Raw genomic sequence first — 24,961 nt, 5'->3', positions numbered from 1 at the left:
ACCAAGGAGGCCGCCCCTAGATGGTCTATCAGTGCCTCGGCCAGATCTCATGTCTCGCCAGCGACATCGGTTTCAATGTCGACAATCTGCGAGACGGCTTCTGGCAGTTGACCATCGATGGGCTGTCCTGGGGCGCCATCTACGCCCTGGTCGCGGTCGGCTACACCCTGGTGTTCGGCGTGCTGCGGCTGATCAACTTCGCGCATTCCGAGATCTTCATGCTGGGCATGTTCGGTGCCTACTTCTGCCTGGACATGATCCTGGGGTTCTCGCCAAGCGGCAACGCCTACAACAAGGGTGTGCTGCTCACCGTGTTCTACCTCGGCATCGCCATGTTGTTCGCGATGTTGGTATCCGGCACGGCCGCAATGGGTTTGGAGTTCGTCGCCTATCGGCCGCTGCGGCGGCGCAACGCGCGGCCGCTGACCTTCCTGATCACCGCGATTGGTATGTCGTTCGTGCTACAGGAGTTCGTGCACTTCGTGTTGCCCAAGATCATCAAGGACTACGGCGGCAGCAACGCTCAGCAACCGATCATCTTGGTGCAGCCAAAAACCCAGTTCGAGGTGTTCGGCGCAACCGTCTCGAACGTCACGATCGTGGTCGTCGCGGCCGCGCTTATCTTCGCCGCGCTGACCGACATCGCGATCAACCGGACCAAGTTCGGGCGCGGTATCCGGGCGGTGGCCCAGGACCCGACGACCGCCACGCTGATGGGGGTGTCGCGGGAACGGATCATCCTGACGACGTTTCTCATCGGCGGTCTGCTGGCCGGCGCAGCCGCCTTGCTCTACACCCTGAAGGTGCCGCAGGGCATCATCTACTCGGGCGGATTCCTGTTGGGTATCAAGGCGTTTTCCGCGGCCGTGCTCGGCGGAATCGGCAACCTGCGCGGGGCGTTGCTCGGCGGGCTGGTGCTGGGCGTCATGGAGAACTACGGCCAGGCCGTGTTCGGCACGCAATGGCGTGACGTCGTCGCTTTCGTGTTGCTGGTTCTGGTGCTGCTGATCAGGCCCACCGGGATACTCGGGGAAAGCCTCGGAAAGGCGCGAGCATGAGCGAGCAGACGCCAGGAAAGTGGTCGGGCCGGCTGCTGGCTCCCGGTGACGGGCTGCGCGGATGGTGGTCGGGCCTGAGCCGGGTGCAGAAGTGGGGCTTCGGAATTCTGGGCTTCGCATTACTGGCGCTCTCGCCGCTGCATCCGCCGCCCTTCTTCGACACGCCGGGAATCAGCTTCGGCGGCACCATGGCTCAGTTCGCCATGGTCGCGATCATCGCGATCGGCCTCAACGTCGTCGTCGGCCAGGCCGGTCTTCTGGACCTCGGCTACGTCGGCTTCTACGCCGTCGGCGCCTACACCGTCGCCCTGCTCACCAGTCCGGACAGCCCGTGGAACCAGATAAGCGGCAGCGGGGCGTTCAGCGAGAACTGGGCATGGTTGTCGTGTGTTCCGCTCGCGATGGCCTTCACCGCGCTGGCGGGACTGATCCTGGGCATCCCGACGCTGCGGCTGCGCGGAGACTATCTGGCCATCGTCACACTGGGATTCGGCGAGATCATCAGGTTGCTCGCCGACAACCTGTCCGGGGTCACCAATGGTTCCCGCGGTCTCAACGGGGTCGCATATCCAAGGGTCGGGCAGACCGACAAGCTGCCCGACGGGGTGTTCTCGAGCGGAAACTCCACGGGCCATGCGAACTATGGCACCTGGTGGTTCTGGCTGGGATTGATCCTGATCGTCGGAATCCTGCTGCTGGTCGGCAATCTGGAACGCAGCCGGGTCGGCCGGGCCTGGGTGGCGATCCGCGAAGACGAGGACGCCGCGGAAGTGATGGGCGTGAACACGTTCCGGTTCAAGCTGTGGGCATTCGTGATCGGCGCCGCGATCGGCGGACTGTCCGGGGCGCTGTACGCCGGGCAGGTGCAATACGTCGCGCCGCCGACCTTCAACATCATCAACTCGATGCTGTTCCTGTGCGCGGTGGTGCTGGGCGGGCAGGGCAACAAGCTCGGCGTCATCTTCGGAGCGTTCGTGATCGTCTACCTGCCGAACCGACTGCTCGGTGTGCACTTCCTGGGCATCAACCTCGGCGACCTGAAGTACCTGTTCTTCGGCCTGGCGCTGGTGGTGCTGATGATCTTCCGCCCACAGGGGCTGTTCCCGGTTCGTCAACAGCTGCTCACCTATGGCAAACGCGCCCGCTATCTGTTGAGTAGCGCCGACGAGTCGAAGTCGGCCGCATGACGCACGCCGCCGGCGGTCCCACCCAAGACGATCCGGACACCCCGATCGACGAGAGTCTGGCCGTGTTCGCTCGTGACACCGACGTCGCCGAGGGGGAAACCCTGCTGGAGACAAAGGATCTCACGGTGAAGTTCGGCGGCCTGACCGCGCTGGATTCGGTGAGTTTCGAGATCAAGCGGGGCGAGATCCTCGGGCTGATCGGACCGAACGGCGCGGGCAAGACCACCTGCTTCAACGCGATCACCGGTGTGTACCGGCCGAGTTCGGGGTCGGTGACCTTCGACGGGGCGCCGCTGGGCCGGATCAAACGGCACCAGATCACCCGACGGGGGATTGCCCGCACCTTCCAGAACATCCGGCTGTGGGGCGAGATGACCGCGTTGGAGAACGTCGTGGTCGGCACCGACGCGCGACACAAGACCTCGGTGCCCGGCGCTTTGGTGCGTACGCCTCGGCACCGCCGCGAAGAACGTTCGGCCATCGACAAGGCGGCTGCCCTGCTGCAATTCGTGGGGATCGCGCATCGCGGCGAGGAGAAGGCCAAGAACCTGCCGTACGGCGACCAACGCCGGCTGGAGATCGCCCGGGCACTGGCCACCGAGCCGAAACTGCTGTGCCTCGACGAGCCGGCAGCCGGCTTCAACCCCAGTGAGAAAGCCGCGCTGATCGAGTTGATCCAAGCCATCCGCGACGACGGCTACACGGTGTTGCTGATCGAGCACGACATGCGACTGGTCATGGGGGTCACCGACCGGATCGTGGTGCTGGAGTTCGGCCGCAAGATCGCCGACGGTCTGCCCGCCGAGATCCGCGACGACCCGGCCGTGATCGCCGCTTACCTGGGGGTGCCCGATGACCAGCTCTGACAACGCCCCGCTTCTCGAGGTCCGCGACGCGGTGGTGCACTACGGCAGAATCGAAGCGCTGCACGGGGTTTCACTCGTTGTCCGGCAGGGCGAGTTGGTTACGCTGCTGGGCTCCAACGGTGCCGGGAAGACCACGATGATGCGGGCAATCTCCGGACTGCGGCCGTTGTCGTCGGGATCGGTGTGGTTCGAGGGCCGCGACATCAGCCGGGTCAAAGCCCATCAGCGCGCCATCGACGGACTCATCCAGGCCCCCGAGGGTCGTGGCGTCTTCCCCGGCATGACTGTGACCGAGAACCTCGAAATGGGCTGCTACGGACGCAAGTTCGACAGCAAGACGGAGCACCGCGAGCGTCTTGATTGGGTGTTCGAGACGTTCCCGAGGCTCGCCGAGCGCCGGGCCCAGGTCGGCGGCACGCTGTCCGGTGGGGAACAGCAGATGCTGGCGATCGGGCGCGCGCTGATGGCGCGCCCACGGGTGCTTCTGCTCGACGAACCGTCGATGGGCTTGGCGCCCATGATCATTTCGCAGATCTTCAAGATCATCTCCGAGATCAACGCGCAGGGCACCACCGTCCTGCTGGTGGAACAGAACGCCCAGCAGGCGCTGACCCGGTCGGACCGTGCCTACATCCTGGAGACCGGAACCATCACCCGCAGCGGGGTTGCCCGAGAGTTGTTGGCCGACGACAGTATTCGCGCGGCATACCTCGGCGTGGCCTGATCAGTCGGAGAGCTTGGTCAGTAATAGATACGCGCTCGTCAGGCCTCCCACGATCGCGGCGCAGGTGGTAGGCAGCAGCGCGTAGGGAGCCCACCGCACACCGGTCAGCAGCAACAGGCCCGTCACCGCGACACCGAGTGCCGTGCTGACATTGGGGTTGACTCGCTTCAACATTCGGCCCAGTTGGTTCTCCGCGGTGACATCTCGCGCAGGCTTACCGAGGAAGACCAGCAGGATCGTTGCGCCTACAGCCAGCACGACAAGCTCGGCGCCGATCACCCGATCCGGTTGCGCGGGAACGACCAGCACGACAGCCACCAGCAGCAGCATCGTGAACACCACCAGGGTTTGCGCTGCGTGGCCGCGCAGACTCGCGGAGTCGCCGATCTGCTTGGCATGGATCGAGATCGCGACGAACAGCAATCCGACCAGCGCTCCGCCGACGCCGCCGACGATGACGGCGAAGGAGTCCCAACCAGGCATCAGCTGACGGTACAGCTCCGAGTCGAACCAGGCCTGCTGTGCCGTCTACCCGGCCAGTGTCAGCACGCGCGGACCGTTCTCGGTGATCGCGATGCTGTGCTCGGAGTGGGCGGTGTTGGATCCGTCGGCCGCTCGTAGTGTCCAGCCGTCCGGATCGACGATCAGCTGGTTGCTTCCGCGTCCCCACCACGGCTCGAGCGCCAGGGTCAGGCCGGGTTTGAGGACCATGCCGCGGCCGCGCTTGCCTCGGTTGGGCACGTGCGGGTCCTCATGCATGGTGCGGCCGAGCCCGTGCCCGCCGAAGTCGGTGTTGACGGCGTAGCCCGCGGCGGCGGCCACCTCGCCGATGGCCGCCGAGATGTCGCCGAGCCGTCCGCCGGGAACCGCGGCCGCGATGCCGGCGGCCAGGGCGCGGCGGGTGGAGTCGACCAGTGCGGTGTCCGCGGGGTCCGGGTGCTCGCCGACCACCACCGTGATCGCCGAGTCGGCCACCCACCCGTCGATCGAGACGGCGAAGTCCAGCTTCAGTAGATCGCCGTCACGCAGCACGTAGTCCCACGGAAGACCATGCAGCACAGCATCATTGACCGAGAGGCAGATGACATTGCGGAACGGGCCGCGACCGAAGGACGGCGAGTAGTCCCAGTAGCAGGATGTCGCACCACGCTCGTCGATCAGTGCTCTGGCGCGGTGTTCGAGTTGCATCAGGTTCACGCCCGGTTCGGCCTCGCGCGCCAGCGTCGCCAGTGTGCGCGCCACGAAGTCACCGGTGACGGCCATCTTGTCGATTTCCTTGGCGGTCTTGAGTTCGATCATCGGAGTGCGCTTCCCTTCGTCGGTATTTTTATACCGTATACTCGATCGCATGGTGCGCGTACCGCTGAGCCCCGAGCAGATCCGAGCCGGACAACGCCTCGGCGCGTTGATCAGGACGGCGCGGGCCGGCCGGGCACCCGAGGTCATCGCCAAGGATGCGGGTATCTCCCCGGAGACACTGCGCAAGATCGAGGTCGGCCGGCTGCCCAGTCCCAGCTTCGGCACCGTCGTAAGCCTGTGTGATGCACTGGGTTTGCCGCTGCAGGACGCCGTCGATGTATGGCGGGGCGGCGGCGCGCAGACTAGTCGACGCGAAACCGCTTGACCCGAGACGTCGCACCCGCCGTCAACGTCACCGCGCTTCGCGGTACCCCCAGGTGCTTGGCGAGCAGCCGAGCCGCGGCCTCGGTGGCCTTGCCCTCGATGGCAGGCTCCCGTACGAAGATCGTCAGCGAACCGTCGTCGGCCGTCTCGACCAGCGGCCCCTTGCGGCTGCCCGGCTTGACGGTGACGACGACGGTCTGGCTCACCTAGCGCGCGACGACCACCGACGAGCCGTGGCCGAACAGGCCCTGGTTTGCGGTCACTCCGACCTTGGCCCCCTCGACCTGACGGCCGGTGGCCTGACCCTTGAGCTGCCAGGTGAGCTCGCAGACCTGGGCGATCGCCTGGGCGGGGATCGCCTCGCCGAAGCTGGCCAGTCCGCCGGAGGCGTTGACCGGAATCCGGCCACCGATCGTGGTGGCGCCGCTGCGCAGCAGCTGTTCGGCTTCACCCTTGGCGCACAAGCCCAGATGCTCGTACCAGTCGAGTTCCAGCGCGGTGGACAGGTCATAGACCTCGGCCAGCGACAGGTCCTCGGGACCGATGCCGGCCTCGGCGTAGGCGGCGTCGAGGATCTGATCCTTGAACACTCGGTCCGGTCCCGGCACCACAGCGGTGGAATCGGTTGCGATGTCCGGCAATTCGGGCAAATGCTGCGGGTACTGCGGACTCTGCAGGCTCACCGCGCGCACCGACGGCACGCCTTGGACCGAGCCGAGATGCTTCTCGGCGAATGCCTTGCTTGCCACGATCACCGCGGCCGCGCCATCGGAGGTCGCGCAGATGTCCAGCAGCCGAAGGGGATCGGAGACCACTGGGCTGGCCAGCACGTCCTCGACGCTGGCCTCCTTGCGGTAGCGGGCGTACGGATTGTTCAACCCGTGCTGCGCATTCTTGACCTTCACCTGAGCGAAGTCCTCGAGTGTGGCGCCGTAGAGATCCATCCGGCGGCGCGCGAGCAGTGCGAAGTACACCGTGTTGGTGGCGCCGATCAGGTGGAAGCGCTGCCAGTCGGGATCGTTACGACGCTCGCCGCCGACCGGCGCGAAGAAGCCCTTCGGGGTGGTGTCCGCGCCGATGACCAGCGCCACGTCGCAGAAGCCGGCCAGGATCTGCGCCCGGGCGCTCTGCAGGGCCTGCGAACCGCTGGCGCAGGCGGCATAGCTCGAGGTGACCGGGATGCCGTTCCAGCCGAGTTTCTGCGCGAACGTCGCACCCGCCACGAAGCCGGGGTAGCCGTTGCGGATCGTGTCGGCGCCGGCCACCAGCTGGATCTGGCGCCAGTCCAGGCCGGCCTCGGCGAGCGCGGCGCGGGCGGCCACGACGCCGTACTCGGTGAAGTCGCGGCCCCATTTGCCCCAGGGGTGCATGCCCGCGCCGAGGATGTAAACCGGTTCCGCGCTCATTTCGCGATCTCCCATGCGTAGGTGACGCGCTCGGTGCCGTCGTCGTCGGTGTAGAGCGTCATGGTGGTCAGCTCCACCTCCATGCCGACCTTCAAGTCAGCGGCCAGCGTGCCCTCAGCCACCTTGCCCAGCACGATCAGGCCCTCGTCGGCGAGCTCGACAGCGGCGACCGCGAACGGCTCGAACGGGTCCGGCGACGGATACGGCGGGGGAGGCGCGTATCGGTTCTCGGTGTAGCTCCACACCGTGCCGCGTCGCGACAGCGCGACGGCTTCGAGCACATCGCTGTCGCAGGCCGGGTTGGGGCAGTTGTTGGCCCGCGGCGGAAACACATAGGTCCCGCACTGAGGACACTTGCCGCCGATCAGATGCGGCACACCGGCGTCGTCGTGGTCCCACCAACCGTCGATCGCCGGTAGTTGCGTGGGGGCGTCTGGAGAAGCTGGCACGGGGTCATCGTATGCGATGCGGGTCGTCGAATTGAAACGTGTTCCAGTTCGGAAAGTTGGGATCGGTAGCCGGCGACTCGGGGTGAAGTCGCGGCATGGGACTTTTCAAGAAACTGAGTGATCCTGCCCTACTGGGCGGTCCGTCGAACAAGTCAGTGGCCGACGACGACCCGATCTGGGAACCGATCAACGGCATCTCGTTGGGCAACTACGCCGAACTCGCGCTGACCGCGCAGAAACGCGGTGTCACCGACGAGGCCGGCATGATCGCCCTCGGTCAGGAACGCGGCTGGGATCCGGCTGACACCCAGGCCGCGCTCGACGGGTGGGTGCAGCGGATGGGGCAGTCGATGGCCGTGGGACAGCGATTCCGCAAGCTCCTCGGGTACTGAGTGTCGGGGGCGGTGCATAGAGTGATGGCGTGACGGCGAGCGCTACGGACCAGAAACCGACCCTGCTGCTGCTGGATGGCAATTCGCTCGCGTTTCGGGCGTTCTACGCACTGCCTGCCGAGAACTTCAAAACCAAGAACGGGCTGACCACCAACGCGGTCTACGGCTTCACCGCCATGCTGATCAACCTGTTGCGTGACGAGACGCCCACCCACGTGGCCGCCGCGTTCGACGTCTCCCGGCAGACCTTCCGCAAGGAGAAGTACCCGGAGTACAAAGAAGGCCGCTCGGCAACACCCGACGAGTTCCGCGGCCAGATCGAGATCACCAAGGAAGTGCTCAACGCACTCGGGATCACCGTCCTGGCCGAGCCAGGCTTCGAGGCCGACGACATCATCGCCACGCTGGCCACCCAGGCCGAGCAGGAGGACTACCGGGTGCTGGTGGTCACCGGCGACCGGGACGCGCTGCAACTGGTCAGCCCGGACGTCACGGTGCTCTATCCACGCAAGGGCGTCAGCGACCTGACCCGGTTCACCCCCGAGGCGGTCGTCGAGAAGTACGGCCTGACCCCGACGCAGTACCCCGACTTCGCGGCGTTGCGCGGCGACCCGAGCGACAACCTGCCGGGCATTCCGGGGGTGGGGGAGAAGACCGCCGCCAAGTGGATCCTCGAATACGGCTCGCTGCAGGGGTTGGTCGACAATGTCGACGCGGTGCGCGGCAAGGTCGGAGATGCGTTGCGCGAGAACCTGTCCAGCGTCATCCTCAATCGGGATCTCACCGAACTGGTCAAGGAGGTCCCGCTGGCGCAGACCCCCGACACGCTGCGGGTCCAGCCGTGGGATCGCGACCAGATCCACCGTCTGTTCGACGACCTCGAGTTCCGGGTGTTGCGCGACCGGCTGTTCGACACGCTGGCGGCGGTCGAGCCGGAGGTCGACGAGGGGTTCGACGTCCGCGGCGGGCAGCTCGAATCCGGCACGGTGTCGGCGTGGCTGGCCGAGCACGCCCGAACCGGCGCCCGGTCCGGTCTCGCCGTCGTCGGCACCCACCGGGTGTATGACGGCGATGCCACCGCGGTGGCGATCGCCACGGCCGACGGTGACGGCGCCTACATCGACACCTCCGTTCTGACGCCCGACGACGAGGCCGCGTTGGGAGCCTGGCTTGCCGACGAGAGTGCGCCGAAGGTGTTGCACGAAGCCAAGATTGCCATGCACGACCTGGCGGGTCGCGGCTGGCAGCTGGCCGGTGTCACCTCCGATACCGCGCTGGCCGCATATCTGGTGCGCCCCGGGCAGCGCAGCTTCGCCCTCGACGACCTGTCGCTGCGCTACCTGCGGCGCGAGCTGCGTGCCGATAACCCTGAGCAACAACAGCTTTCGCTCCTCGATGACAGCGAAGGCGTGGACGATCAGGCGGTGCAGACGCTCATCCTGCGCGCCCGCGCGGTCGCCGACCTGGCCGATGCGCTGGACGAGGAGCTGGAGCGCATCGACTCGTCGTCGCTGCTGGGCCAGATGGAGCTCCCGGTGCAGGCTGTCCTGGCCGGGCTCGAAAACGTCGGCATCGCAGTCGATTTGGACAAACTGAACACCCTGGAGCGGGAGTTCGCCGAGCAGATCCGGCAAGCCGCCGACGCGGCGTACGAGGTGATCGGTAAGCAGATCAACCTGGGTTCGCCCAAGCAGCTACAGGTGGTGCTGTTCGACGAGCTCGGCATGCCGAAGACCAAGCGCACCAAGACCGGCTACACCACCGACGCCGACGCGCTGCAGTCGTTGTTCGACAAGACCGGCCACCCGTTCCTCGAGCATCTGCTGGCCCACCGCGACGCGACCCGGCTCAAGGTCACCGTCGACGGGCTGCTGAAGTCGGTTGCCGCCGACGGGCGCATCCACACCACGTTCAACCAGACCATCGCCGCGACGGGGCGGTTGTCGTCGACCGAGCCGAACCTGCAGAACATCCCGATCCGCACCGATGCCGGGCGTCAGATCCGCGACGCGTTCATCGTCGGCGACGGTTACGGCGAGTTGATGACGGCCGACTACAGCCAGATCGAGATGCGCATCATGGCGCACCTGTCCAAGGACGAGGGGCTGATCGAGGCGTTCCGGACCGGGGAGGACCTGCACTCGTTCGTCGCGTCGCGCGCGTTCGACGTCCCGATCGACGAGGTCAACGCCGAGCTCCGGCGCCGCGTCAAGGCGATGTCGTACGGCCTGGCCTACGGGCTCAGTGCTTACGGCCTGTCGGCGCAGCTGAAGATCTCGACCGAAGAGGCCAAGGTCCAGATGGAGCAGTACTTCAACCGGTTCGGCGGCATCCGGGACTACCTGCGCGACATCGTCGACCAGGCCCGCAAAGACGGCTACACCTCGACGGTGTTCGGCCGTCGCCGTTACCTGCCGGAGCTCGACAGCAGCAACCGGCAGGTGCGTGAGGCCGCCGAACGCGCCGCCCTCAACGCACCCATCCAGGGCAGCGCCGCCGACCTGATCAAGGTGTCGATGATCAACGTCGACTCAGCGATGAAGGAACGTGGACTGGCGTCGCGCATGCTCCTGCAGGTGCACGACGAGCTGCTGTTCGAAGTCGCGGACGGCGAACGCGACGCCCTCGAGGAGCTGGTGCGCGACAAGATGGGTAGCGCCTACGCGTTGGATGTTCCGCTCGAGGTGTCGGTCGGGTACGGCCGCAGCTGGGATGCCGCCGCGCATTGATGGTGATCGTCCGGGTCCGGCCGCACGTGCAGCTCGCGCGGCCCGGTGGGCAGTCGCCAATGGAAGGTGATGGCAGCCAGCCGCAACAGCGTGGCCACCAGCGATCCAATCGCCACTCCCAGCCACTGTGAACCCATCGAATCGATCACGACGTAGACAACCGAACCCAGTACGGCGGGCGCGGCATACATGTCGTCGGGTCCCATCACCATCGGTACGTCCCGCGCGACGACGTCGCGCATGATGGTGCCGGCGACCGCCGAGACCATGCCGAGCAGCGCCGCAGCGAAATAGCTGGCACCGTGATCGACCGAGATCGCCGCGCCGGTGGTCGCGAAGAATCCCATGCCGATGGCATCGAGAACCAGCACGAGCTGGCTGAGCCTGATGACCAGCTTGGCGAACATCGTGGTCAGCAGCGCAGCCACCACACACACCGTGATGGGGGCCCACCGCTGCAGCGAGGCGGGCGGGAAGACGCCCAGCAGGACGTCGCGCAGCAGGTTGCCGCCGATACCGGTCAAAGCAGCCGAAACTGCGATGCCGAACAGGTCAAAGCCCTTGCGGACGCCTACCACCGCACCGGAGGTGGCCAGCACCGCGATGCCGGCATATTCCAGAATGTGCTGGATCATGCCCGCGAAGGTAGGAGCCGAACATGGGAGCCGGCTGGCAGTTTCAGCCGTTCAGCCAGTGCAGCGCCGGCCCGGCCGCGGCGCGCGCCGCGACGACCCCATCGACCTCGATTTGCTGCAGCGCGAACACCCGGGCATCGCCGAAACCGCGGTCGATGCGGTCACGGACGAATGCCAGCTCGACCACCTGGATGGCGAACTTCTTGACCCCGCGGCCGGCGGGGCGCCCGCCGAACCGGGTGGCGGCGGCCACGGCCTCTTTGCGGGTGCGGATCGACCCCAGCCAGCCGGCCTCGGCCGCGGTCACCAGACCCGCGGCGACCATGCCCGGCAGCTTCTCGGCCACCACACGCTGCTCGCGCCGGCGACTGCGCACCGCCAGCGTCACGGCCAGGGCGAACACCGGCATCATCCACACCACATACACCCCGAAGTAGGCGCCGACACCGACGAGTGTCGAGCCGTTCCACAGCCCGTGCATCACCACCGCGGCGAGGTACCCGAGCGCCACACACCCCGCCTTGGCAAACCAACTGCGTTGCTGCAGAGCGAAATGCACGCCGATCGCGGTGAAAGTCGTGAACAGCGGGTGAGCGAACGGTCCCATGACGAGACGCAATCCCGCGGTCAGCAGAGAGTCGCCGAGCGAGCCACCATCGGCGATGTAGAAGATGTTCTCCAGCCAGGCGAAGCCGATCGCCGTCATCCCCGCATAGACCAGGCAGTCGGTCAGCGAGTTCAGCTCGGCCCGGCGCACCCCCGTCATCATCAACAGCAGGAACGCGCCCTTGGCGGCCTCCTCGATCAGCGGGGCCCCGACCGCGATGGTGAACGGGCTGGACTCCGAACCGCCGGTGTTCACCGCGGCGTCGAAGACCACCTCGAGGCCCACCGACACCACGACCGCCACCGAGGCGCCCCAGACGAAGGCGAACACCAGCAACCGCGGCGGCTCCGGTTCCCACCGGTCCAGCCAGAGATACGACAGCACCACCAGCGCCGTCGCCATGGTGGCCAGAGTGAAACCGATCACGGTGCCGGCCGGATTCACCGCGGTCAGCAGGGTCAAGATCAACCCGGCGACGGTGCCGAGAACGATGATCACCGCGAGCGGGGCGCCGACCTTGCGGACCGGCCGGGGCATCGGCGGCGGGAAGGGGTAGGACACCTGAGCAGGGTATTCGACGAGGGCGCCCACAGCGGGCTCACAGACCCGGGTTTGTCCAGCGTGTGCCTAGTCGAGTAGTCTCGGGAAGTACCTGTGTGCACTTAGCGGGTACAGCACCACAGATCCATCCCCAACAGAACTGTCCCTACGATTAAGCCTGTCCGGAGCAACCCAACAATATGCCAAGTCCCACCGTCACCTCGCCGCAAGTAGCCGTCAACGACATCGGCTCGGCCGAGGACTTTCTCGCCGCGATCGACAAGACCATCAAATACTTCAACGATGGCGACATCGTCGAAGGCACCATCGTCAAGGTTGACCGCGACGAAGTCTTGCTCGACATCGGCTACAAGACCGAGGGTGTCATTCCCTCCCGCGAACTCTCCATCAAGCACGACGTCGACCCCAATGAGGTTGTGTCCGTCGGCGATGAGGTGGAAGCCCTCGTCCTCACCAAGGAGGACAAGGAAGGCCGCCTGATCCTGTCCAAGAAGCGCGCTCAGTACGAGCGCGCCTGGGGCACCATCGAGGCGCTCAAGGAGAAGGACGAGGCCGTCAAGGGCACCGTCATCGAGGTCGTCAAGGGCGGCCTGATCCTCGACATCGGCCTGCGCGGCTTCCTGCCCGCGTCGTTGGTCGAGATGCGACGCGTCCGCGATCTGCAGCCGTACATCGGCAAGGAGATCGAGGCCAAGATCATCGAGCTGGACAAGAACCGCAACAACGTGGTGCTCTCGCGCCGCGCGTGGCTGGAGCAGACCCAGTCCGAGGTGCGCAGCGAGTTCCTCAACCAGCTGCAGAAGGGCGCCATCCGCAAGGGTGTCGTGTCCTCGATCGTCAACTTCGGCGCGTTCGTCGATCTCGGCGGTGTCGACGGCCTGGTGCACGTGTCCGAGCTGTCCTGGAAGCACATCGATCACCCGTCCGAGGTGGTTCAGGTGGGCGACGAGGTCACCGTCGAGGTGCTCGACGTGGACATGGACCGCGAGCGGGTTTCGTTGTCGCTCAAGGCGACTCAGGAAGACCCGTGGCGCCACTTCGCCCGCACCCATGCCATCGGCCAGATCGTGCCCGGCAAGGTCACCAAGCTGGTGCCGTTCGGTGCGTTCGTCCGTGTCGAAGAGGGCATCGAGGGTCTGGTGCACATCTCCGAGCTGGCTGAGCGGCACGTCGAAGTGCCGGATCAGGTCGTGCAGGTCGGCGACGACGCCATGGTCAAGGTCATCGACATCGACCTGGAGCGCCGCCGCATCTCGCTGAGCCTCAAGCAGGCCAACGAGGACTACACCGAGGAGTTCGACCCCTCGAAGTACGGCATGGCCGACAGCTACGACGATGCGGGCAACTACATCTTCCCGGAGGGCTTCGACGCCGACACCAACGAATGGTTGGAAGGCTTCGACAAGCAGCGCACCGAGTGGGAGGCCCGCTACGCCGAGGCCGAGCGCAGGCACAAGATGCACACCGCGCAGATGGAGAAGTTCGCCAAGGCCGAGGCCGAAGCGGCCGAGCGTCCCGCGGGCAACGGCGCAACCTCGTCGTCGTCCAGCTCGGGTGAGTCGGCCGGCGGTTCGCTGGCCAGCGATGCCCAGCTCGCGGCTCTCCGCGAGAAGCTGGCGGGCAACGCCTAACTAGTTCACGACCGAACGCCCCGGCTCATCAGAGCCGGGGCGTTCGTCGTCTCGGCTGCCTGAAAGACTGGTGCAGTGCTGCGTATTGGACTCACCGGCGGAATCGGCGCCGGCAAATCGACGGTGTCCGCCACGTTCTCGGAATGCGGCGGCATCGTCGTCGATGGGGACGTCATCTCCCGCGAAGTCGTCGAACCGGGCACCGAAGGCCTGGCCAAACTGGTCGACGCGTTCGGATCACAGATCCTGCTGCCCGACGGTGCACTGGACCGCCCGGCACTGGCCGGGATCGCGTTCAGCGACGAGGACAAGCGGCAGACCTTGAACGGCATCGTTCACCCGCTGGTGGCGACTCGGCGCTCGGAGCTGATCGCCGCCGCGGGGGAGGATGCCGTCATTGTCGAGGACATCCCGCTGCTCGTCGAGTCGCAGATGGCGCCGATGTTCCCGCTGGTCATCATCGTGCACGCCGATCCAGAAGTGCGGGTGAAGCGGCTGATCGACTACCTCGGCTTCTCCGAGGCCGACGCCAGGGCCCGGATCGCCGCGCAGGCCACCGAGGAGCAGCGAAGACTGGTCGCCGACGTCTGGCTGGACAACTCCGGCAGCTCCGGGCAACTCGTCGAGCAGGCGCGTGAGCTGTGGTACCAGCGGATCCTGCCGTTCGCCCACAATCTCACCACCCGGACCCCGGCACCGAGTTCGACCGCTGTGGTGGCGGCCGATCCGAGCTGGCCCGATCAAGCCCGCCGAATCCTGGCCCGGCTCAACACCACCTGCGGGCACCGGGCGGTGCGGATCGACCACATCGGGTCGACGGCGGTGCCCGGGATGGACGCCAAGGACATCATCGACGTCCAGGTGACGGTCGCCTCGCTGGACGTCGCCGACGAACTCGCCGAAGACCTATTGCGGGCCGGGTATCCCCGCGTCGAATCGATCACCTCTGACGTGCCGAAGGCTGGTACCGATCCGGCCTTGTGGCGCAAGCGTTTCCACGCCTCCGGCGACCCGGGCCGGCCCACCAATGTGCACATCCGGGTGGACGGTTGGCCCAATCAGCGGTTCGCGCTGCTGTTCGTGGATTGGCTCAAGGCCAATCCCGGTGTGCGGACCGACTATCTGGCGGTCAAACATTCCGCGGCTCAGCACGCAGACATCGGTGCCTACGCCGAGGCGAAGGAGCCGTGGTTCCTCGATGCCTACCGCCGGGCGTGGGAATGGGCCGACACGACCGGCTGGACGCCGGCTTCCTGACTATCGGAACGCTCGGCGGCGTTCCAGGATCAGCAACGGGATCTCGCGGGGTGTGTTGCGCTGATAGCCCGCATATCCCTTGTAGGCCTTGACAACTCGCGGCCACAACTCGGCCCGCTCTTCCGGGCTGGCGGTGCGGGCCAGCATCGGAACCGTCGCGCCGTCCACGGTCACACCGACCTCCGGGTTGGCCATCGCGTTCTTGTACCAGTCGGGGTGGTCCTGATGCCCGCCCTTGGATGCCACGACGACGATGCGCTCCTTGTCGTGCACCGGAGACGTCAACAGGTTGGTGTACGGCTTCCCGGACTTGCGGCCTACGGTATGCAGCTCGACGGTCAGCATGCCCATCACCGTGCGGGGGTAACGCCCGCCGGTGAGCGCGAGCAGCATCCGGTGGCCGTTCTCCAACAGCCAGGCGCCGGCCTCGGCGACACGATCGGGTTTCTGCACGTGCCCAGAGTATCGGCGATCGCGGACGTCTACGTCGTCGGTTCCGGCGCCGGGGCAGGTGCGGGCGGGGGCGCGGAGTTCGGGGCGGGCGTATCCAGGGGTGCGCCGCACTGGATGGTGCCGTACAGCGGGTCATCCTTGGGACGGAACAGTCGGGGGGCGATGAACTGGTCAGCCTGCGCCACGATCTGGTCGTCCACCAGGATCTCGCAGTGCAGATTCGATCCGTAGGGCCACTGGATGGACAGCTCCATACCGGCCTTCTTGGGATCGTGCAGAACCGTGTTCACCTCGAAGGTCATCCCCGGCAGCAGCGTGGGTTGGTCGCTGTTGACGTTGTTGTCGTCGATCTTGTACGCGACCACCGCGCCGCGCGAGGTGCCGTCCGCCCGGGCCCGGTAGGTGATGTTGTGGAGTAACTGCGGGTTCGCGTCATCCGAGGCAGCGGGCGTCGGCGGCGGCGCGGGATCCGGGTCGGCCAGCGCGGTCGCCGGCGTTAACTGAGAACCCACGACCAGGGCGGCCGCGGCGACGATGCTCAGCCGTCCGCGCGTGGTGGAGCTCATAGCTAGGCAGACTACCCGTCCGCTCTGGGACTGCCGATTCGTTGCCCCGCCCGAAAGGCATCAGCGCCAGGTCAGTGTCATTCCCTCGGTGCAAAGCCATGCATTGAGGTCATGGTCGTGACGGGCGAGGCCGTCCACGGCGCCGACGACGCACTGCAAGGCGGCCTCGGCGGTCTCGGTGGTCAGCAGGCCCTCGCGGTGAGCGGTGAACAGCTCGTCGGTGTCGATGAGGTCGGTGCGGTCACCGGCGTAGACGACCAGGTCGAGGTAGTGGTCCTCGGCATGCCAGGCGGTGTCACCTGCGGTGATCACGCCGACGTCGAGGTAGTAGTCCTGCGGCCGCTCGTAGCCGGGGTTGAAGTGGAAGACATTGGCCCGCAGCCCCAGCGACGGCAGCAGCCACGACTCCAGGTAGTGAAACTGGGCGCGACCCGGGGTGGGGCGGGCCATGTAGAGGCCCCACGGGGTGACCACATACTCGTCCACCGCCCGCACGATGCCCTTCGGGTCGGTGTTCGTGTACGCGACCAGGTCGAACGTCTCCTGCTTGGGCGGATGGACGGTCACCGCGCAAGCGTAACGAGGAATGAATGTGTCGGTGGGGACGCTTAACCTGGGGACATGGCATTCGCTACCGAACACCCGGTGATCGCGCACTCGGAGTACCGACCTGCCGCCGACGCCGTGACCGGCCTGGTGCGCAGCGGCGCAGAGTTCCAGGTGGTCAGTGAGTACGAGCCCGCCGGTGACCAGCCCGCCGCGATCGAGGAGCTGGAACGCCGGATCAGGGCGGGGGAGCGCGACGTCGTGCTGCTCGGTGCGACAGGCACGGGTAAGTCCGCGACCACGGCGTGGCTGATCGAACGGCTGCAGCGGCCCACGCTGGTGATGGCGCCCAACAAGACGCTTGCCGCCCAGTTGGCCAACGAGTTGCGGGAAATGTTGCCGCACAACGCCGTTGAATACTTCGTCTCGTACTACGACTACTACCAGCCTGAGGCGTACATCGCCCAGACCGACACCTACATCGAGAAGGACAGCTCGATCAACGACGACGTGGAGCGGTTGCGCCACTCGGCGACGTCGAGTCTGCTGTCCCGACGCGATGTCGTCGTCGTCGCATCGGTGTCGTGCATCTACGGTCTGGGCACCCCGCAGTCCTACCTCGACCGGTCGGTCGAATTGGAGGTCGGCACCGAGGTGCCCCGGGACGGTCTGCTGCGGTTGCTCGTCGATGTCCAGTACACCCGCAACGACCTGTCTTTCACCCGTGGTTCGTTTCGGGTGCGCGGCGACACCGTCGAGATCATCCCGTCGTATGAGGAGCTCGCGGTTCGCATCGAGTTCTTCGGTGATGAGATCGAGGCGCTGTACTACCTGCACCCGCTGACCGGTGACGTCGTCCGCCAGGTGGACTCGCTGCGGATCTTCCCGGCCACCCACTACGTGGCGGGTCCGGAGCGGATGGCGATCGCCATCTCGACGATCGAGCAGGAGCTGGCCGAGCGGCTGGCCGAGCTGGAGAACCAGGGCAAACTGCTCGAAGCCCAGCGGTTGCGCATGCGCACCAACTACGACATCGAAATGATGCGCCAGGTCGGTTTCTGCTCGGGCATCGAGAACTATTCGCGCCACATCGACGGCAGGCCGGCCGGGTCGGCGCCCGCGACGCTGCTGGACTACTTCCCCGAAGACTTCCTGCTGGTGATCGACGAGTCGCACGTCACCGTGCCGCAGATCGGCGGCATGTACGAAGGCGACATGTCCCGCAAGCGCAACCTCGTCGAGTTCGGCTTCCGGCTACCGTCCGCCGTGGACAACCGGCCGCTGACCTGGGAAGAGTTCGCTGATCGGATCGGACAGACGGTATACCTGTCGGCGACGCCGGGGCCGTATGAGCTCAGCCAGACCAGTGGTGAATTCGTCGAGCAGGTGATCCGCCCGACGGGCCTCATCGACCCGAAGGTCGTGGTCAAGCCGACCAAGGGCCAGATCGACGACCTGATCGGCGAGATCCGGGCGCGCACCGAGCGCGACGAGCGGGTCCTGGTCACCACCCTGACCAAGAAGATGGCCGAGGACCTCACCGACTACCTGCTGGAGATGGGCATCCGGGTGCGCTACCTGCACTCCGAGGTCGACACCTTGCGTCGTGTCGAGCTGTTGCGGCAGCTGCGCCTCGGCGAGTACGACGTGCTGGTCGGGATCAATCTGCTCCGCGAGGGTCTGGACCTGCCCGAGGTGTCCCTGGTGGCGATTCTGGACGCCGACAAGGAGGGGTTCCTGCGCTCCACACGAAGCCTGATTCAGACCATCGGCCGCGCGGCGCGCAACGTGTCCGGCGAGGTGCACATGTACGCCGACAAGCTCACCGACTCGATGAAGGAAGCCATCGACGAGACCGAGCGGCGCCGCGCCAAGCAGATCGCCTACAACGAGGAGCGCGGGATCGACCCGCAGCCGTTGCGTAAGAAGATCGCCGACATCCTCGATCAGGTCTACCGGGAGGCCGACGACACCGAAGCGATCGAGGTCGGCGGCTCGGGTCGCAACGCCTCCCGGGGCCGCCGGGCGCAGGGCGAGCCGGGGCGTGCGGTGAGCGCGGGCATCGTCGAGGGCCGTGACACCTCGAACATGCCGCGAGCCGAACTCGCCGACCTGATCAAGGATTTGACCGCGCAGATGATGGCGGCGGCACGCGACCTGCAATTCGAGCTGGCCGCCCGGATCCGCGACGAGATCGCGGATCTGAAGAAGGAACTGCGCGGAATGGACGCAGCCGGGTTGAAATAGCCGGGCGCGCTTGAGCTCAACCATGGTTGAGCCTTTACGGTGATGCCATGACCGAGACGACCGCATCGGCCGCAGGCAGCTGGCGCGAGCTGCTGGGCCGCGACTATCTCGGCGCCGTCATCGTGCTGGCCGGTGGCGTGGCGATCTACGCCATCAACGAATTCATCACCATCAGCCTGCTCCCGAGCGCCGTCGCAGACATCGGTGGTGAGCGGCTCTATGCCTGGGTGACGACGGTGTATCTGGTCGCGTCGGTCACCGCTGCGACGACGGTGGGGCCGGTTCTGACCCGATTCGGCCCGCGCGCCGCGTATCTGGGCGCGTTGTTGTCGTTCGCCGCGGGCAGCGCGCTGTGCACGCTGGCGCCGTCGATGCCGCTGCTTCTCGGCGGTCGGGTCGTGCAGGGTTTGGCTGGTGGTGTGCTGGCAGGTCTGGGTTATGCGGTGATCAGTGCGGCACTGCCGGACCGGTTGTGGACCCGCGCGTCGGCCGTGGTCTCAGCGATGTGGGGAGTGGGCACCCTGGTGGGTCCGGCCACTGGTGGCTTGTTCGCCCAATTCGGCGTGTGGCGAGGCGGATTCGGCTTGCTCGCGGTTCTCGCGGTCGCGATGAGTGTGCTGGTGCCGCTGGCATTGCCGGCTCGCGCTGACACCGAGCAGCAACCGCCGCGGACGCGAATCCCGGTGTGGTCGTTGCTGCTTCTCGGTGTGGCAGCGCTGACGGTCAGTGCGGCGGTGATTCCGCACAGCGCGGCCGCCATCGCGGCTCTGCTGATCGCGGGTGCGGTGCTGGTCGGGGTGTTCATTGTCGTCGACCGTCGGGCTTCGGCTGCGGTGCTGCCGCGCAAAGCGTTTGAGCCAGGGCCGTTGAAGTGGATCTACCTGACCCTGGGTCTGTTGATGGCGGCCACAATGGTCGACATGTATGTGCCGCTGTTCGGTCAGCGGCTGGGCGGGCTCGCGCCGGTCGTGGCGGGCTTCCTGGGCGCCGCGCTGTCGGTGGGCTGGACGGTGGGGGAGATCGCCAGCGCGTCGATCACCAATGTCCGGGTCACGGTGCGGGTGGTGGCGATCGCCCCACTGGTGATGGCTGTCGGTCTGGCGCTGGCGGCGGTAACCCAAACCGACGGTGCGCCAACAACAGTCGTAGTCCTGTGGGCGCTGGCGCTGGCTATCACTGGTTCCGGTATCGGGATGGCATGGCCGCATCTGTCGGCGTGGGCGATGGGCTCGGTGGTCGACGACGCGCCTCAGCAGGCAGTGGCCGCGGCCGCGATCAGCACAGTGCAGCTGATGTGCGGCGCGTTCGGCGCGGGGTTGGCCGGCGTCGCGGTGAATCTGCGGGCTGCCCCAGACGCCAGCGCCAGCCGGCTGATGTTCGGTGCCTTCGCTGTTCTCGCGGCGGTGGGATGTGTGGCGTCATATCGGTCGGGGCGTGGTCGGGCGGATTGAGGGCTACTCGTCCTTCTCGTCGAGTCGGTGCACACTGGTGACGCCGGCTATGGCAGCGACTGTCGTTGGGGCGCGCAGGATTTGGGTTCCCGACAACGTCAACAGGACACCGCCGTCGCTGTCGTTACTCAGCTCGGTGAGGCTCCACTGGTGTTTCTCGCAGGTGGCGAGGATGCGGGTCAGCACGCCGCGATCAACGTCGTAGGTGACGCGCAGTCGCACCGAGCCGGCCAGTCGCGCGGTCAGCCGCCTGCTGAGCGGGTTGAAGCCCAAGACGATCACGAAGTGCAGGATCGTCACGACGATCGCGAGCTTGACCAACCCCGCTGCGGCGGCCATGCCGATGGCCGCGCATTCCCATATCGCGGCGGCCGTGGTCAGTCCGTGCACGGCGCCCTGCCGGGTGATGATCAGCCCGGCCCCGAGAAAGCCGATGCCGGAGACGATCTGGGCGGCGACGCGCGACGGGTCGACCTCGACCAGGCCTGCACTCAGCACGTCGGAGAAGCCGTACTTGCTGACGATCAGGATCAGCGCTGACGCAGTGCCGACGATTGCCTGAGTACGCAGGCCGGCGCTCTTGCCGTGGATCTCGCGCTCCAGGCCGATCAGCGCGGTCAGCCCGAACGCGATCAGGAGTTCGACGATCTGCCGGGTGCCCTGTCCGGGGCCACCGAGCAACGGCGGGTCGGCCAACCAGATCTGCATGTCGCCACGGTATTCGTCCGGCGGCGGCCTGGGCAGCAATCACGCTGAGCCAAAAGATGGGCGAGTCGCGGCAGCGCTGGAAAAGTATGGCCTGACACGCGGGTGTGGCTGAGTGGCTAGGCACCGGCCTGCAAAGCCGTTTACACGGGTTCGAATCCCGTCACTCGCTCCGATCGTGATCTCTGTACCGTTGCCTGCCGTGGCGAAGTCGAAGAAGAAGTGCTGTCGAAGCACGCCACGTTGCAAGCGCTGCCCGCTCGTGCTGCACAAGGTCCATCAGGCCGAGCTGCGCGGCGTCCGCGGCAAGGAGCTGGACAAGGTTTTCCGGCGCGCCCGCAAGTCCTGATCTCGCTCCCCGCGCGACCTGCACTTCAGCGAGTGTTTGCGCGATCAAATTGTCGCCGGGGTAACCGCGACAACACCGCTTAGCAACAGTTCGGTAACCCCCTGAATGGCTGCCCAGATCGGTACTTACACGTCTGTAGTTTCCCTGTCAGGCCTCTCACAGAAACGGGGAAATGATGTCTCGGACCACCTCTCGCGTGGCGGCGGTCACTGCCATGGCGACGGCGGGGTTTTTCTGGACGGCTCCGCTGTTCAGCCCCCGTGCGGTTGCCGACTTCGGCAGCCCCGGTGTTCCGTGCATGGGCATCCTTCACCAAGGCCTGACGACACCACCCGACCTGTCCCAGGGCATCCCGGGCACGTCGAACACGCTGTTCACGAACAACCCGCCGACTGCGGGCGGTCCCATTCCGCCTGCGACGGTGCCCGGCACGATTCGCGTTCCACCCGCCAGCGCTCCCGGCTCGCCCGGCATGCCCGGCACCGGCGGTGTGACCGTCCCGCCGGCGTCCGTCCCCGGTGCGCCCGGCACCAGCACGACACGCGGCATCCCCACGCCGCCCGCCGCGGTGCCCGGCGCTCCCGGCGTTCCCGGTGGTGGCGGCGTCCCCGGCACGCCGCTCGGCGTTCCTGGCACTCCTCCCGGTGGTGGCGGTGGCGGTATTCCGGGTGTGCCCGGTGGGGTTCCCGGTACTCCTCCCGGTGGTGGCGGTGGCGGTATTCCGGGTGTGCCCGGTGGGGTTCCCGGTACTCCTCCCGGTGGAGGGGGTGGCGGTATTCCGGGTGTGCCCGGTGGGGTTCCCGGTACTCCTCCCGGTGGTGGCGGTGGCGGAATCCCCACCCCGCCCGGAGGCGTGCCCAGCGCTCCCGTCAATGACGCCGCGGGCGTGCCCAACGGCGGCGCCGGCGCGGCCGGTGCGCCGGTGAGCGACGCGGCTGCGGGTCTGCCTGGTGGTGGCGGAGCCGGTGCGCCCGGTGGCGGTGCCGGCGGTCCCGGTGGCGGCGGTGCCGGCGGAGGCTCGGGTGCCGGTGGACCCGGCGCGCCCGGCGCTCTGCCTGCCGGTGCCGGCGATGCGGGCGCCCCGATCTCTGATGCCAACGGCCTCGTTCCTCCTGCTCCGGCCGGCGTTCCGGCCGCACCGCTCGCCGACGCCTCCGGTCTGGCGCCCGCGCCGCCGGCCGCTGCTCCTCCCGCCGGTGTTCCCGGTGGCGGCGCGGTCCCGCCCGGGCCGCCCGCCGGCGTGCCGGGTATCCCCGGCGGCGGTGGCGGTGACGTGCCGGGTACTCCGCCTGCCGGTGTTCCGGGTGTTCCCGGTGGTGGCGGTGGTGACGTGCCGGGTACTCCGCCTGCCGGCGTTCCGGGTGTTCCCGGTGGTGGCGGTGGTGACGTGCCGGGTACTCCGCCCGCTGGTGTTCCGGGTGTTCCCGGTGGCGGTGGCGGCGGAACCCCGCCGGTCCCGCCGGCCGCGGTTCCGGGCGACATCGTGCCCGAATCCGTTGTGACACCGCCGGTTCCGCCGGCCGAGGTCCCCGGTGGGTCGATCCCGGGCTCCGGTGGAACTCCGCCGCTTCCGCCGGCGGCGGTCCCCGGTGGCGACGTGAACGACTCGGTGTCAACGCCTCCGGCCGAGGTACCCGGCGTCCCCGGCGGTTCGAACCAGCTCACCGTCAACACGCCAGGCGTTCCGCCGGCCGCGGTGCCCGGGAACGTGATCAACGATGCATCCGGCACGCTGCCGCCGCCCGGAGCGTCGGTGCCGGGCGTCCCACTCGGCGGTGGCATGCTCAACGTTCCCGGAACTCCGCCGGTCACCCTGCCGGGTGTGCCCAGCGCGGCGTCGACGCCGGGACTCGTCACCCCGCCCGCCGCGGTCCCGGGTGGCCCCGGCGTCCCGGTCAACGTGAATGTGCCGGGAACACCCGTGGCGGTGCCCGGTACCCCGGGAACCCCCGGGATGGAGATCCCGCCGACGCCGCCGCAGGTGATCCCCGGAACGCCGGGAACCCCTGGTGACGAGTCGCTCCCGACCCCGCCGGCCACCGTCCCGGGTACGCCCGGTGAGGGCACCGGTGGCGGTGTGCCGACCCCGCCCGCCGCGGTTCCCGGTACGCCCGGAGGCAACCTCGTCGAGACCGGCTCGACCCCGCCGGCCGCCGTCCCGGGTACGCCCGGTGAGGGCACCGGTGGCGGTGTGCCGACTCCGCCCGCCGCGGTCCCCGGTGGTCCCGGTGAGGGCACCGGTGGCGGTCTGCCGACCCCGCCCGCCGCCGTTCCCGGTGGTCCCGGTGAGGGCACCGGCGGGGGCTTGCCGACGCCTCCGGCTGCCGTCCCGGGCGGTCCCGGTGGTGGTACCGGTGGCGGTGTGCCGACCCCACCGGCAGGCGTGCCTGGCGTACCGGTCGGCGAAGGTGGCGGCATTCCCGGCCCCGCCGGCGTCCCGGCAGCGCCGATCAGCGACAACGCCGGCGCCGCTGTTCCCGCGGCTCCGATCACCGACAACGCCGGAGCAGCCGGTGTGCCGGCCGCCGCGGTCACCGACAACTCCGGGCTCGCAGCCGCTGAAGCGGGTGCCGGCGGTGGTGGTGGCGCCGGAGCTGGTGGCGCTGTAGGCGCGCCGGTCGCCGACGCTTCGGGTGTCGTCGCGCCGTCGGCCGGTGTGCCCGCGGCGGACATCGCCGCTGCCGCAGCCGGTGTGCCCGCCCCGCCGGGGGCGCTGCCCGCTGCCGCTGAAGCCGGCGGTGGCACCGGCATCCCGACTCCGCCGGCTGCCGTTCCGGGTGGTCCGGGTGGTGGCGGCGGTGGTGGAGTTCCGACGCCTCCGGGTGCGGTCCCGGGTGGTCCGGGTGGTGGCGGCGGTGGTGGAGTTCCGACGCCTCCGGGTGCCGTTCCGGGTGGTCCGGGTGGTGGCGGCGGTGGTGGAGTTCCGACGCCTCCGGGTGCGGTTCCGGGTGGTCCGGGTGGCGGTGGTGGCGCTGGCCTGCCCACTCCGCCGGCCGCGGTGCCGGGCACTCCGTTCACCAACAACATCGTGACGCCGGGCACGCCGCCCGCAGCGGTTCCGGGTGGTCCGGGTGGCGGTGGAGGGGCCGGACTCCCGACCCCGCCCGCGGCGGTGCCGGGTACGCCGGGCGGCAATCGGGTGGCGACCCCGCCGACCCCGCCGACAGTCCTGCCGGGTGGTCCGGGAAGCTACATCGGACCCACACCGGGCGGCCTCGGAACCCTGATCCCGTCTGCGCCGATCTCCGACGCCGCGGGCACCCTGCCCACGCCGCCCGCGCAGCTGCTGCCGACGATGGCGCAGGGCGTCGCGACGCTGCTCTCGCCGCCGCAGATCACGATCCCCGGCATCCCCGGCTTCGGGATTCCGTTGCCGTCGACCATCTCGACGCCGCGTGACCTGCTGTGCGTCGGCACGGGCTGGTCGGCGAAGGCGGGAACCGAGTCCGGTGCTCCGGCCGGAGCTCTGCTGGGCACGGAACTGCCGCCGGCGAACCGGTGGTTCGGTAACTGACGAGC

At 67.8% G+C, this 24,961-nt stretch carries 24 protein-coding genes and 1 tRNA gene; 14 read left to right on the top strand and 11 right to left on the bottom strand.

The window, feature by feature from the left end; genetic code table 11:
• The first annotated feature begins 20 nt into the window (after window positions 1-20).
• The 4 genes from G6N32_RS15915 to G6N32_RS15900 are packed head-to-tail and all read left to right on the top strand — an operon-like array spanning window position 21 to window position 3,835.
• Window positions 21-1,058, top strand: coding sequence for a branched-chain amino acid ABC transporter permease (locus G6N32_RS15915; RefSeq protein WP_115320413.1), 1,038 nt, complete (start codon window positions 21-23; stop codon window positions 1,056-1,058).
• Window positions 1,055-2,245 (top strand): branched-chain amino acid ABC transporter permease, encoded by a 1,191-nt coding sequence (locus G6N32_RS15910; RefSeq protein WP_115320412.1) that lies wholly within the window; start codon window positions 1,055-1,057, stop codon window positions 2,243-2,245. Before G6N32_RS15915 ends, G6N32_RS15910 begins: the two co-directional genes overlap by 4 nt.
• Window positions 2,242-3,111 (top strand): ABC transporter ATP-binding protein, encoded by an 870-nt coding sequence (locus G6N32_RS15905; protein ID WP_232077129.1) that lies wholly within the window; start codon window positions 2,242-2,244, stop codon window positions 3,109-3,111. The genes G6N32_RS15910 and G6N32_RS15905 overlap by 4 nt, the downstream gene beginning before the upstream one ends.
• Window positions 3,098-3,835, top strand: coding sequence for an ABC transporter ATP-binding protein (locus G6N32_RS15900; protein ID WP_115320411.1), 738 nt, complete (start codon window positions 3,098-3,100; stop codon window positions 3,833-3,835). The genes G6N32_RS15905 and G6N32_RS15900 overlap by 14 nt, the downstream gene beginning before the upstream one ends.
• Here G6N32_RS15900 and G6N32_RS15895 read toward each other — a convergent pair whose 3' ends face one another.
• Together G6N32_RS15895 and map are read right to left on the bottom strand one after the other, a co-directional pair.
• Window positions 3,836-4,318, bottom strand: coding sequence for a hypothetical protein (locus G6N32_RS15895; RefSeq protein ID WP_115320410.1), 483 nt, complete (start codon window positions 4,316-4,318; stop codon window positions 3,836-3,838).
• Between the two features lie 45 nt (window positions 4,319-4,363).
• Window positions 4,364-5,134, bottom strand: coding sequence for a type I methionyl aminopeptidase (map, locus tag G6N32_RS15890; RefSeq protein WP_115320409.1), 771 nt, complete (start codon window positions 5,132-5,134; stop codon window positions 4,364-4,366).
• Between the two features lie 49 nt (window positions 5,135-5,183).
• Between map and G6N32_RS15885 the strand changes: the two genes are divergently transcribed.
• A complete protein-coding gene (locus G6N32_RS15885; protein ID WP_115320408.1) occupies window positions 5,184-5,459 on the top strand; it encodes a helix-turn-helix domain-containing protein in 276 nt (91 codons plus the stop codon).
• On the opposite strand, the gene G6N32_RS15880 is transcribed toward G6N32_RS15885, so the two are convergent.
• The 3 genes from G6N32_RS15880 to G6N32_RS15870 are packed head-to-tail and all read right to left on the bottom strand — an operon-like array spanning window position 5,437 to window position 7,313.
• On the bottom strand, window positions 5,437-5,664 hold the full coding sequence (locus G6N32_RS15880; RefSeq protein WP_115320407.1) for a DUF167 domain-containing protein: 228 nt from the start codon (window positions 5,662-5,664) through the stop codon (window positions 5,437-5,439). The two genes, G6N32_RS15885 and G6N32_RS15880, sit on opposite strands and share 23 nt — an antisense overlap.
• Entirely contained in the window at window positions 5,665-6,864 is a 1,200-nt protein-coding gene (locus tag G6N32_RS15875) for a lipid-transfer protein (RefSeq protein ID WP_115320406.1), read from the bottom strand.
• The gene (locus tag G6N32_RS15870) at window positions 6,861-7,313 is read right to left on the bottom strand and encodes a Zn-ribbon domain-containing OB-fold protein (protein ID WP_115320405.1); all 453 of its coding nucleotides are present in this window, start codon (window positions 7,311-7,313) and stop codon (window positions 6,861-6,863) included. The genes G6N32_RS15875 and G6N32_RS15870 overlap by 4 nt, the downstream gene beginning before the upstream one ends.
• 95 nt (window positions 7,314-7,408) lie before the next feature.
• Here G6N32_RS15870 and G6N32_RS15865 point away from each other — a divergent pair, with 95 nt between their 5' ends.
• Entirely contained in the window at window positions 7,409-7,705 is a 297-nt protein-coding gene (locus tag G6N32_RS15865; protein WP_115320404.1) for a hypothetical protein, read from the top strand.
• Window positions 7,706-7,734: 29 nt separating this feature from the next.
• Window positions 7,735-10,434 carry a DNA polymerase I gene (gene polA / locus G6N32_RS15860; protein ID WP_115320403.1) on the top strand — a complete coding sequence of 900 codons (2,700 nt, stop codon included), beginning with the start codon at window positions 7,735-7,737 and terminating at the stop codon, window positions 10,432-10,434.
• On the opposite strand, the gene G6N32_RS15855 is transcribed toward polA, so the two are convergent.
• Window positions 10,365-11,069: a trimeric intracellular cation channel family protein gene (locus G6N32_RS15855; protein ID WP_115320402.1), complete on the bottom strand. Its 705-nt coding sequence runs from the start codon at window positions 11,067-11,069 to the stop codon at window positions 10,365-10,367. The two genes, polA and G6N32_RS15855, sit on opposite strands and share 70 nt — an antisense overlap.
• Before the next feature lie 43 nt (window positions 11,070-11,112).
• Window positions 11,113-12,213, bottom strand: coding sequence for a PrsW family intramembrane metalloprotease (locus tag G6N32_RS15850; protein ID WP_115321271.1), 1,101 nt, complete (start codon window positions 12,211-12,213; stop codon window positions 11,113-11,115).
• Window positions 12,214-12,416: 203 nt separating this feature from the next.
• On the opposite strand from G6N32_RS15850, the gene rpsA reads away from it, so the two are divergent.
• Together rpsA and coaE are read left to right on the top strand one after the other, a co-directional pair.
• Complete coding sequence (gene rpsA / locus G6N32_RS15845; protein ID WP_115320401.1) at window positions 12,417-13,868, top strand: 30S ribosomal protein S1; 1,452 nt, start codon at window positions 12,417-12,419, stop codon at window positions 13,866-13,868.
• A 75-nt stretch (window positions 13,869-13,943) separates the two neighbouring features.
• Window positions 13,944-15,125, top strand: a complete 1,182-nt coding sequence (gene coaE / locus G6N32_RS15840) for a dephospho-CoA kinase (RefSeq protein WP_163789291.1) — start codon at window positions 13,944-13,946, stop codon at window positions 15,123-15,125.
• Here coaE and G6N32_RS15835 read toward each other — a convergent pair whose 3' ends face one another.
• Genes G6N32_RS15835 through G6N32_RS15825 form a run of 3 tightly spaced genes read right to left on the bottom strand, consistent with a single transcriptional unit; the run spans window position 15,126 to window position 16,711 of the window.
• Entirely contained in the window at window positions 15,126-15,578 is a 453-nt protein-coding gene (locus tag G6N32_RS15835; protein ID WP_115320399.1) for a nitroreductase/quinone reductase family protein, read from the bottom strand.
• Between the two features lie 29 nt (window positions 15,579-15,607).
• On the bottom strand, window positions 15,608-16,144 hold the full coding sequence (locus tag G6N32_RS15830) for a hypothetical protein (protein WP_115320398.1): 537 nt from the start codon (window positions 16,142-16,144) through the stop codon (window positions 15,608-15,610).
• A 60-nt stretch (window positions 16,145-16,204) separates the two neighbouring features.
• Window positions 16,205-16,711, bottom strand: coding sequence for a ribonuclease FAU-1 family protein (locus G6N32_RS15825; RefSeq protein WP_172507297.1), 507 nt, complete (start codon window positions 16,709-16,711; stop codon window positions 16,205-16,207).
• A 54-nt stretch (window positions 16,712-16,765) separates the two neighbouring features.
• On the opposite strand from G6N32_RS15825, the gene uvrB reads away from it, so the two are divergent.
• Together uvrB and G6N32_RS15815 are read left to right on the top strand one after the other, a co-directional pair.
• Window positions 16,766-18,937: an excinuclease ABC subunit UvrB gene (gene uvrB / locus G6N32_RS15820; protein ID WP_115320397.1), complete on the top strand. Its 2,172-nt coding sequence runs from the start codon at window positions 16,766-16,768 to the stop codon at window positions 18,935-18,937.
• A gap of 47 nt (window positions 18,938-18,984) precedes the next feature.
• On the top strand, window positions 18,985-20,388 hold the full coding sequence (locus G6N32_RS15815) for an MFS transporter (RefSeq protein ID WP_115320396.1): 1,404 nt from the start codon (window positions 18,985-18,987) through the stop codon (window positions 20,386-20,388).
• Between the two features lie 3 nt (window positions 20,389-20,391).
• Here the strand turns inward: G6N32_RS15815 and G6N32_RS15810 are convergent, their stop codons facing one another.
• Complete coding sequence (locus tag G6N32_RS15810) at window positions 20,392-21,096, bottom strand: MgtC/SapB family protein (protein ID WP_115320395.1); 705 nt, start codon at window positions 21,094-21,096, stop codon at window positions 20,392-20,394.
• 98 nt (window positions 21,097-21,194) lie between these two features.
• Here G6N32_RS15810 and G6N32_RS15805 point away from each other — a divergent pair.
• The 3 genes from G6N32_RS15805 (at window position 21,195) to G6N32_RS29115 (ending at window position 24,956) form a co-directional block, all read left to right on the top strand.
• Window positions 21,195-21,265, top strand: a tRNA-Cys gene (locus G6N32_RS15805).
• 30 nt (window positions 21,266-21,295) lie between these two features.
• A complete protein-coding gene (locus tag G6N32_RS15800) occupies window positions 21,296-21,442 on the top strand; it encodes a hypothetical protein (protein WP_163789005.1) in 147 nt (48 codons plus the stop codon).
• A gap of 175 nt (window positions 21,443-21,617) precedes the next feature.
• Window positions 21,618-24,956 (top strand): hypothetical protein, encoded by a 3,339-nt coding sequence (locus tag G6N32_RS29115; protein WP_174901046.1) that lies wholly within the window; start codon window positions 21,618-21,620, stop codon window positions 24,954-24,956.
• Window positions 24,957-24,961 lie beyond the last annotated feature (5 nt).

Source organism: Mycolicibacterium aichiense, from assembly GCF_010726245.1.
GTDB lineage: Bacteria > Actinomycetota > Actinomycetes > Mycobacteriales > Mycobacteriaceae > Mycobacterium > Mycobacterium aichiense.
Note: the sequence above shows the minus strand (reverse complement) of the source record. Positions and strands in the feature narration are given on the sequence as shown.

What these genes read in the sequence shown, in the direction of transcription:
- G6N32_RS15885 (WP_115320408.1), top strand. Translation starts at nt 5,184, where the DNA reads ATGGTGCGCGTACCGCTGAGCCCCGAGCAGATCCGAGCCGGACAACGC.
- rpsA (WP_115320401.1), top strand. Translation starts at nt 12,417, where the DNA reads ATGCCAAGTCCCACCGTCACCTCGCCGCAAGTAGCCGTCAACGACATC.
- map (WP_115320409.1), bottom strand. Translation starts at nt 5,134, where the DNA reads ATGATCGAACTCAAGACCGCCAAGGAAATCGACAAGATGGCCGTCACC.
- G6N32_RS15865 (WP_115320404.1), top strand. Translation starts at nt 7,409, where the DNA reads ATGGGACTTTTCAAGAAACTGAGTGATCCTGCCCTACTGGGCGGTCCG.
- G6N32_RS29115 (WP_174901046.1), top strand. Translation starts at nt 21,618, where the DNA reads ATGTCTCGGACCACCTCTCGCGTGGCGGCGGTCACTGCCATGGCGACG.
- G6N32_RS15900 (WP_115320411.1), top strand. Translation starts at nt 3,098, where the DNA reads ATGACCAGCTCTGACAACGCCCCGCTTCTCGAGGTCCGCGACGCGGTG.
- uvrB (WP_115320397.1), top strand. Translation starts at nt 16,766, where the DNA reads ATGGCATTCGCTACCGAACACCCGGTGATCGCGCACTCGGAGTACCGA.
- G6N32_RS15810 (WP_115320395.1), bottom strand. Translation starts at nt 21,096, where the DNA reads ATGCAGATCTGGTTGGCCGACCCGCCGTTGCTCGGTGGCCCCGGACAG.
- G6N32_RS15850 (WP_115321271.1), bottom strand. Translation starts at nt 12,213, where the DNA reads ATGCCCCGGCCGGTCCGCAAGGTCGGCGCCCCGCTCGCGGTGATCATC.
- G6N32_RS15895 (WP_115320410.1), bottom strand. Translation starts at nt 4,318, where the DNA reads ATGCCTGGTTGGGACTCCTTCGCCGTCATCGTCGGCGGCGTCGGCGGA.
- G6N32_RS15815 (WP_115320396.1), top strand. Translation starts at nt 18,985, where the DNA reads ATGACCGAGACGACCGCATCGGCCGCAGGCAGCTGGCGCGAGCTGCTG.
- G6N32_RS15910 (WP_115320412.1), top strand. Translation starts at nt 1,055, where the DNA reads ATGAGCGAGCAGACGCCAGGAAAGTGGTCGGGCCGGCTGCTGGCTCCC.
- G6N32_RS15830 (WP_115320398.1), bottom strand. Translation starts at nt 16,144, where the DNA reads ATGAGCTCCACCACGCGCGGACGGCTGAGCATCGTCGCCGCGGCCGCC.
- G6N32_RS15915 (WP_115320413.1), top strand. Translation starts at nt 21, where the DNA reads ATGGTCTATCAGTGCCTCGGCCAGATCTCATGTCTCGCCAGCGACATC.
- G6N32_RS15905 (WP_232077129.1), top strand. Translation starts at nt 2,242, where the DNA reads ATGACGCACGCCGCCGGCGGTCCCACCCAAGACGATCCGGACACCCCG.
- G6N32_RS15875 (WP_115320406.1), bottom strand. Translation starts at nt 6,864, where the DNA reads ATGAGCGCGGAACCGGTTTACATCCTCGGCGCGGGCATGCACCCCTGG.
- G6N32_RS15855 (WP_115320402.1), bottom strand. Translation starts at nt 11,069, where the DNA reads ATGATCCAGCACATTCTGGAATATGCCGGCATCGCGGTGCTGGCCACC.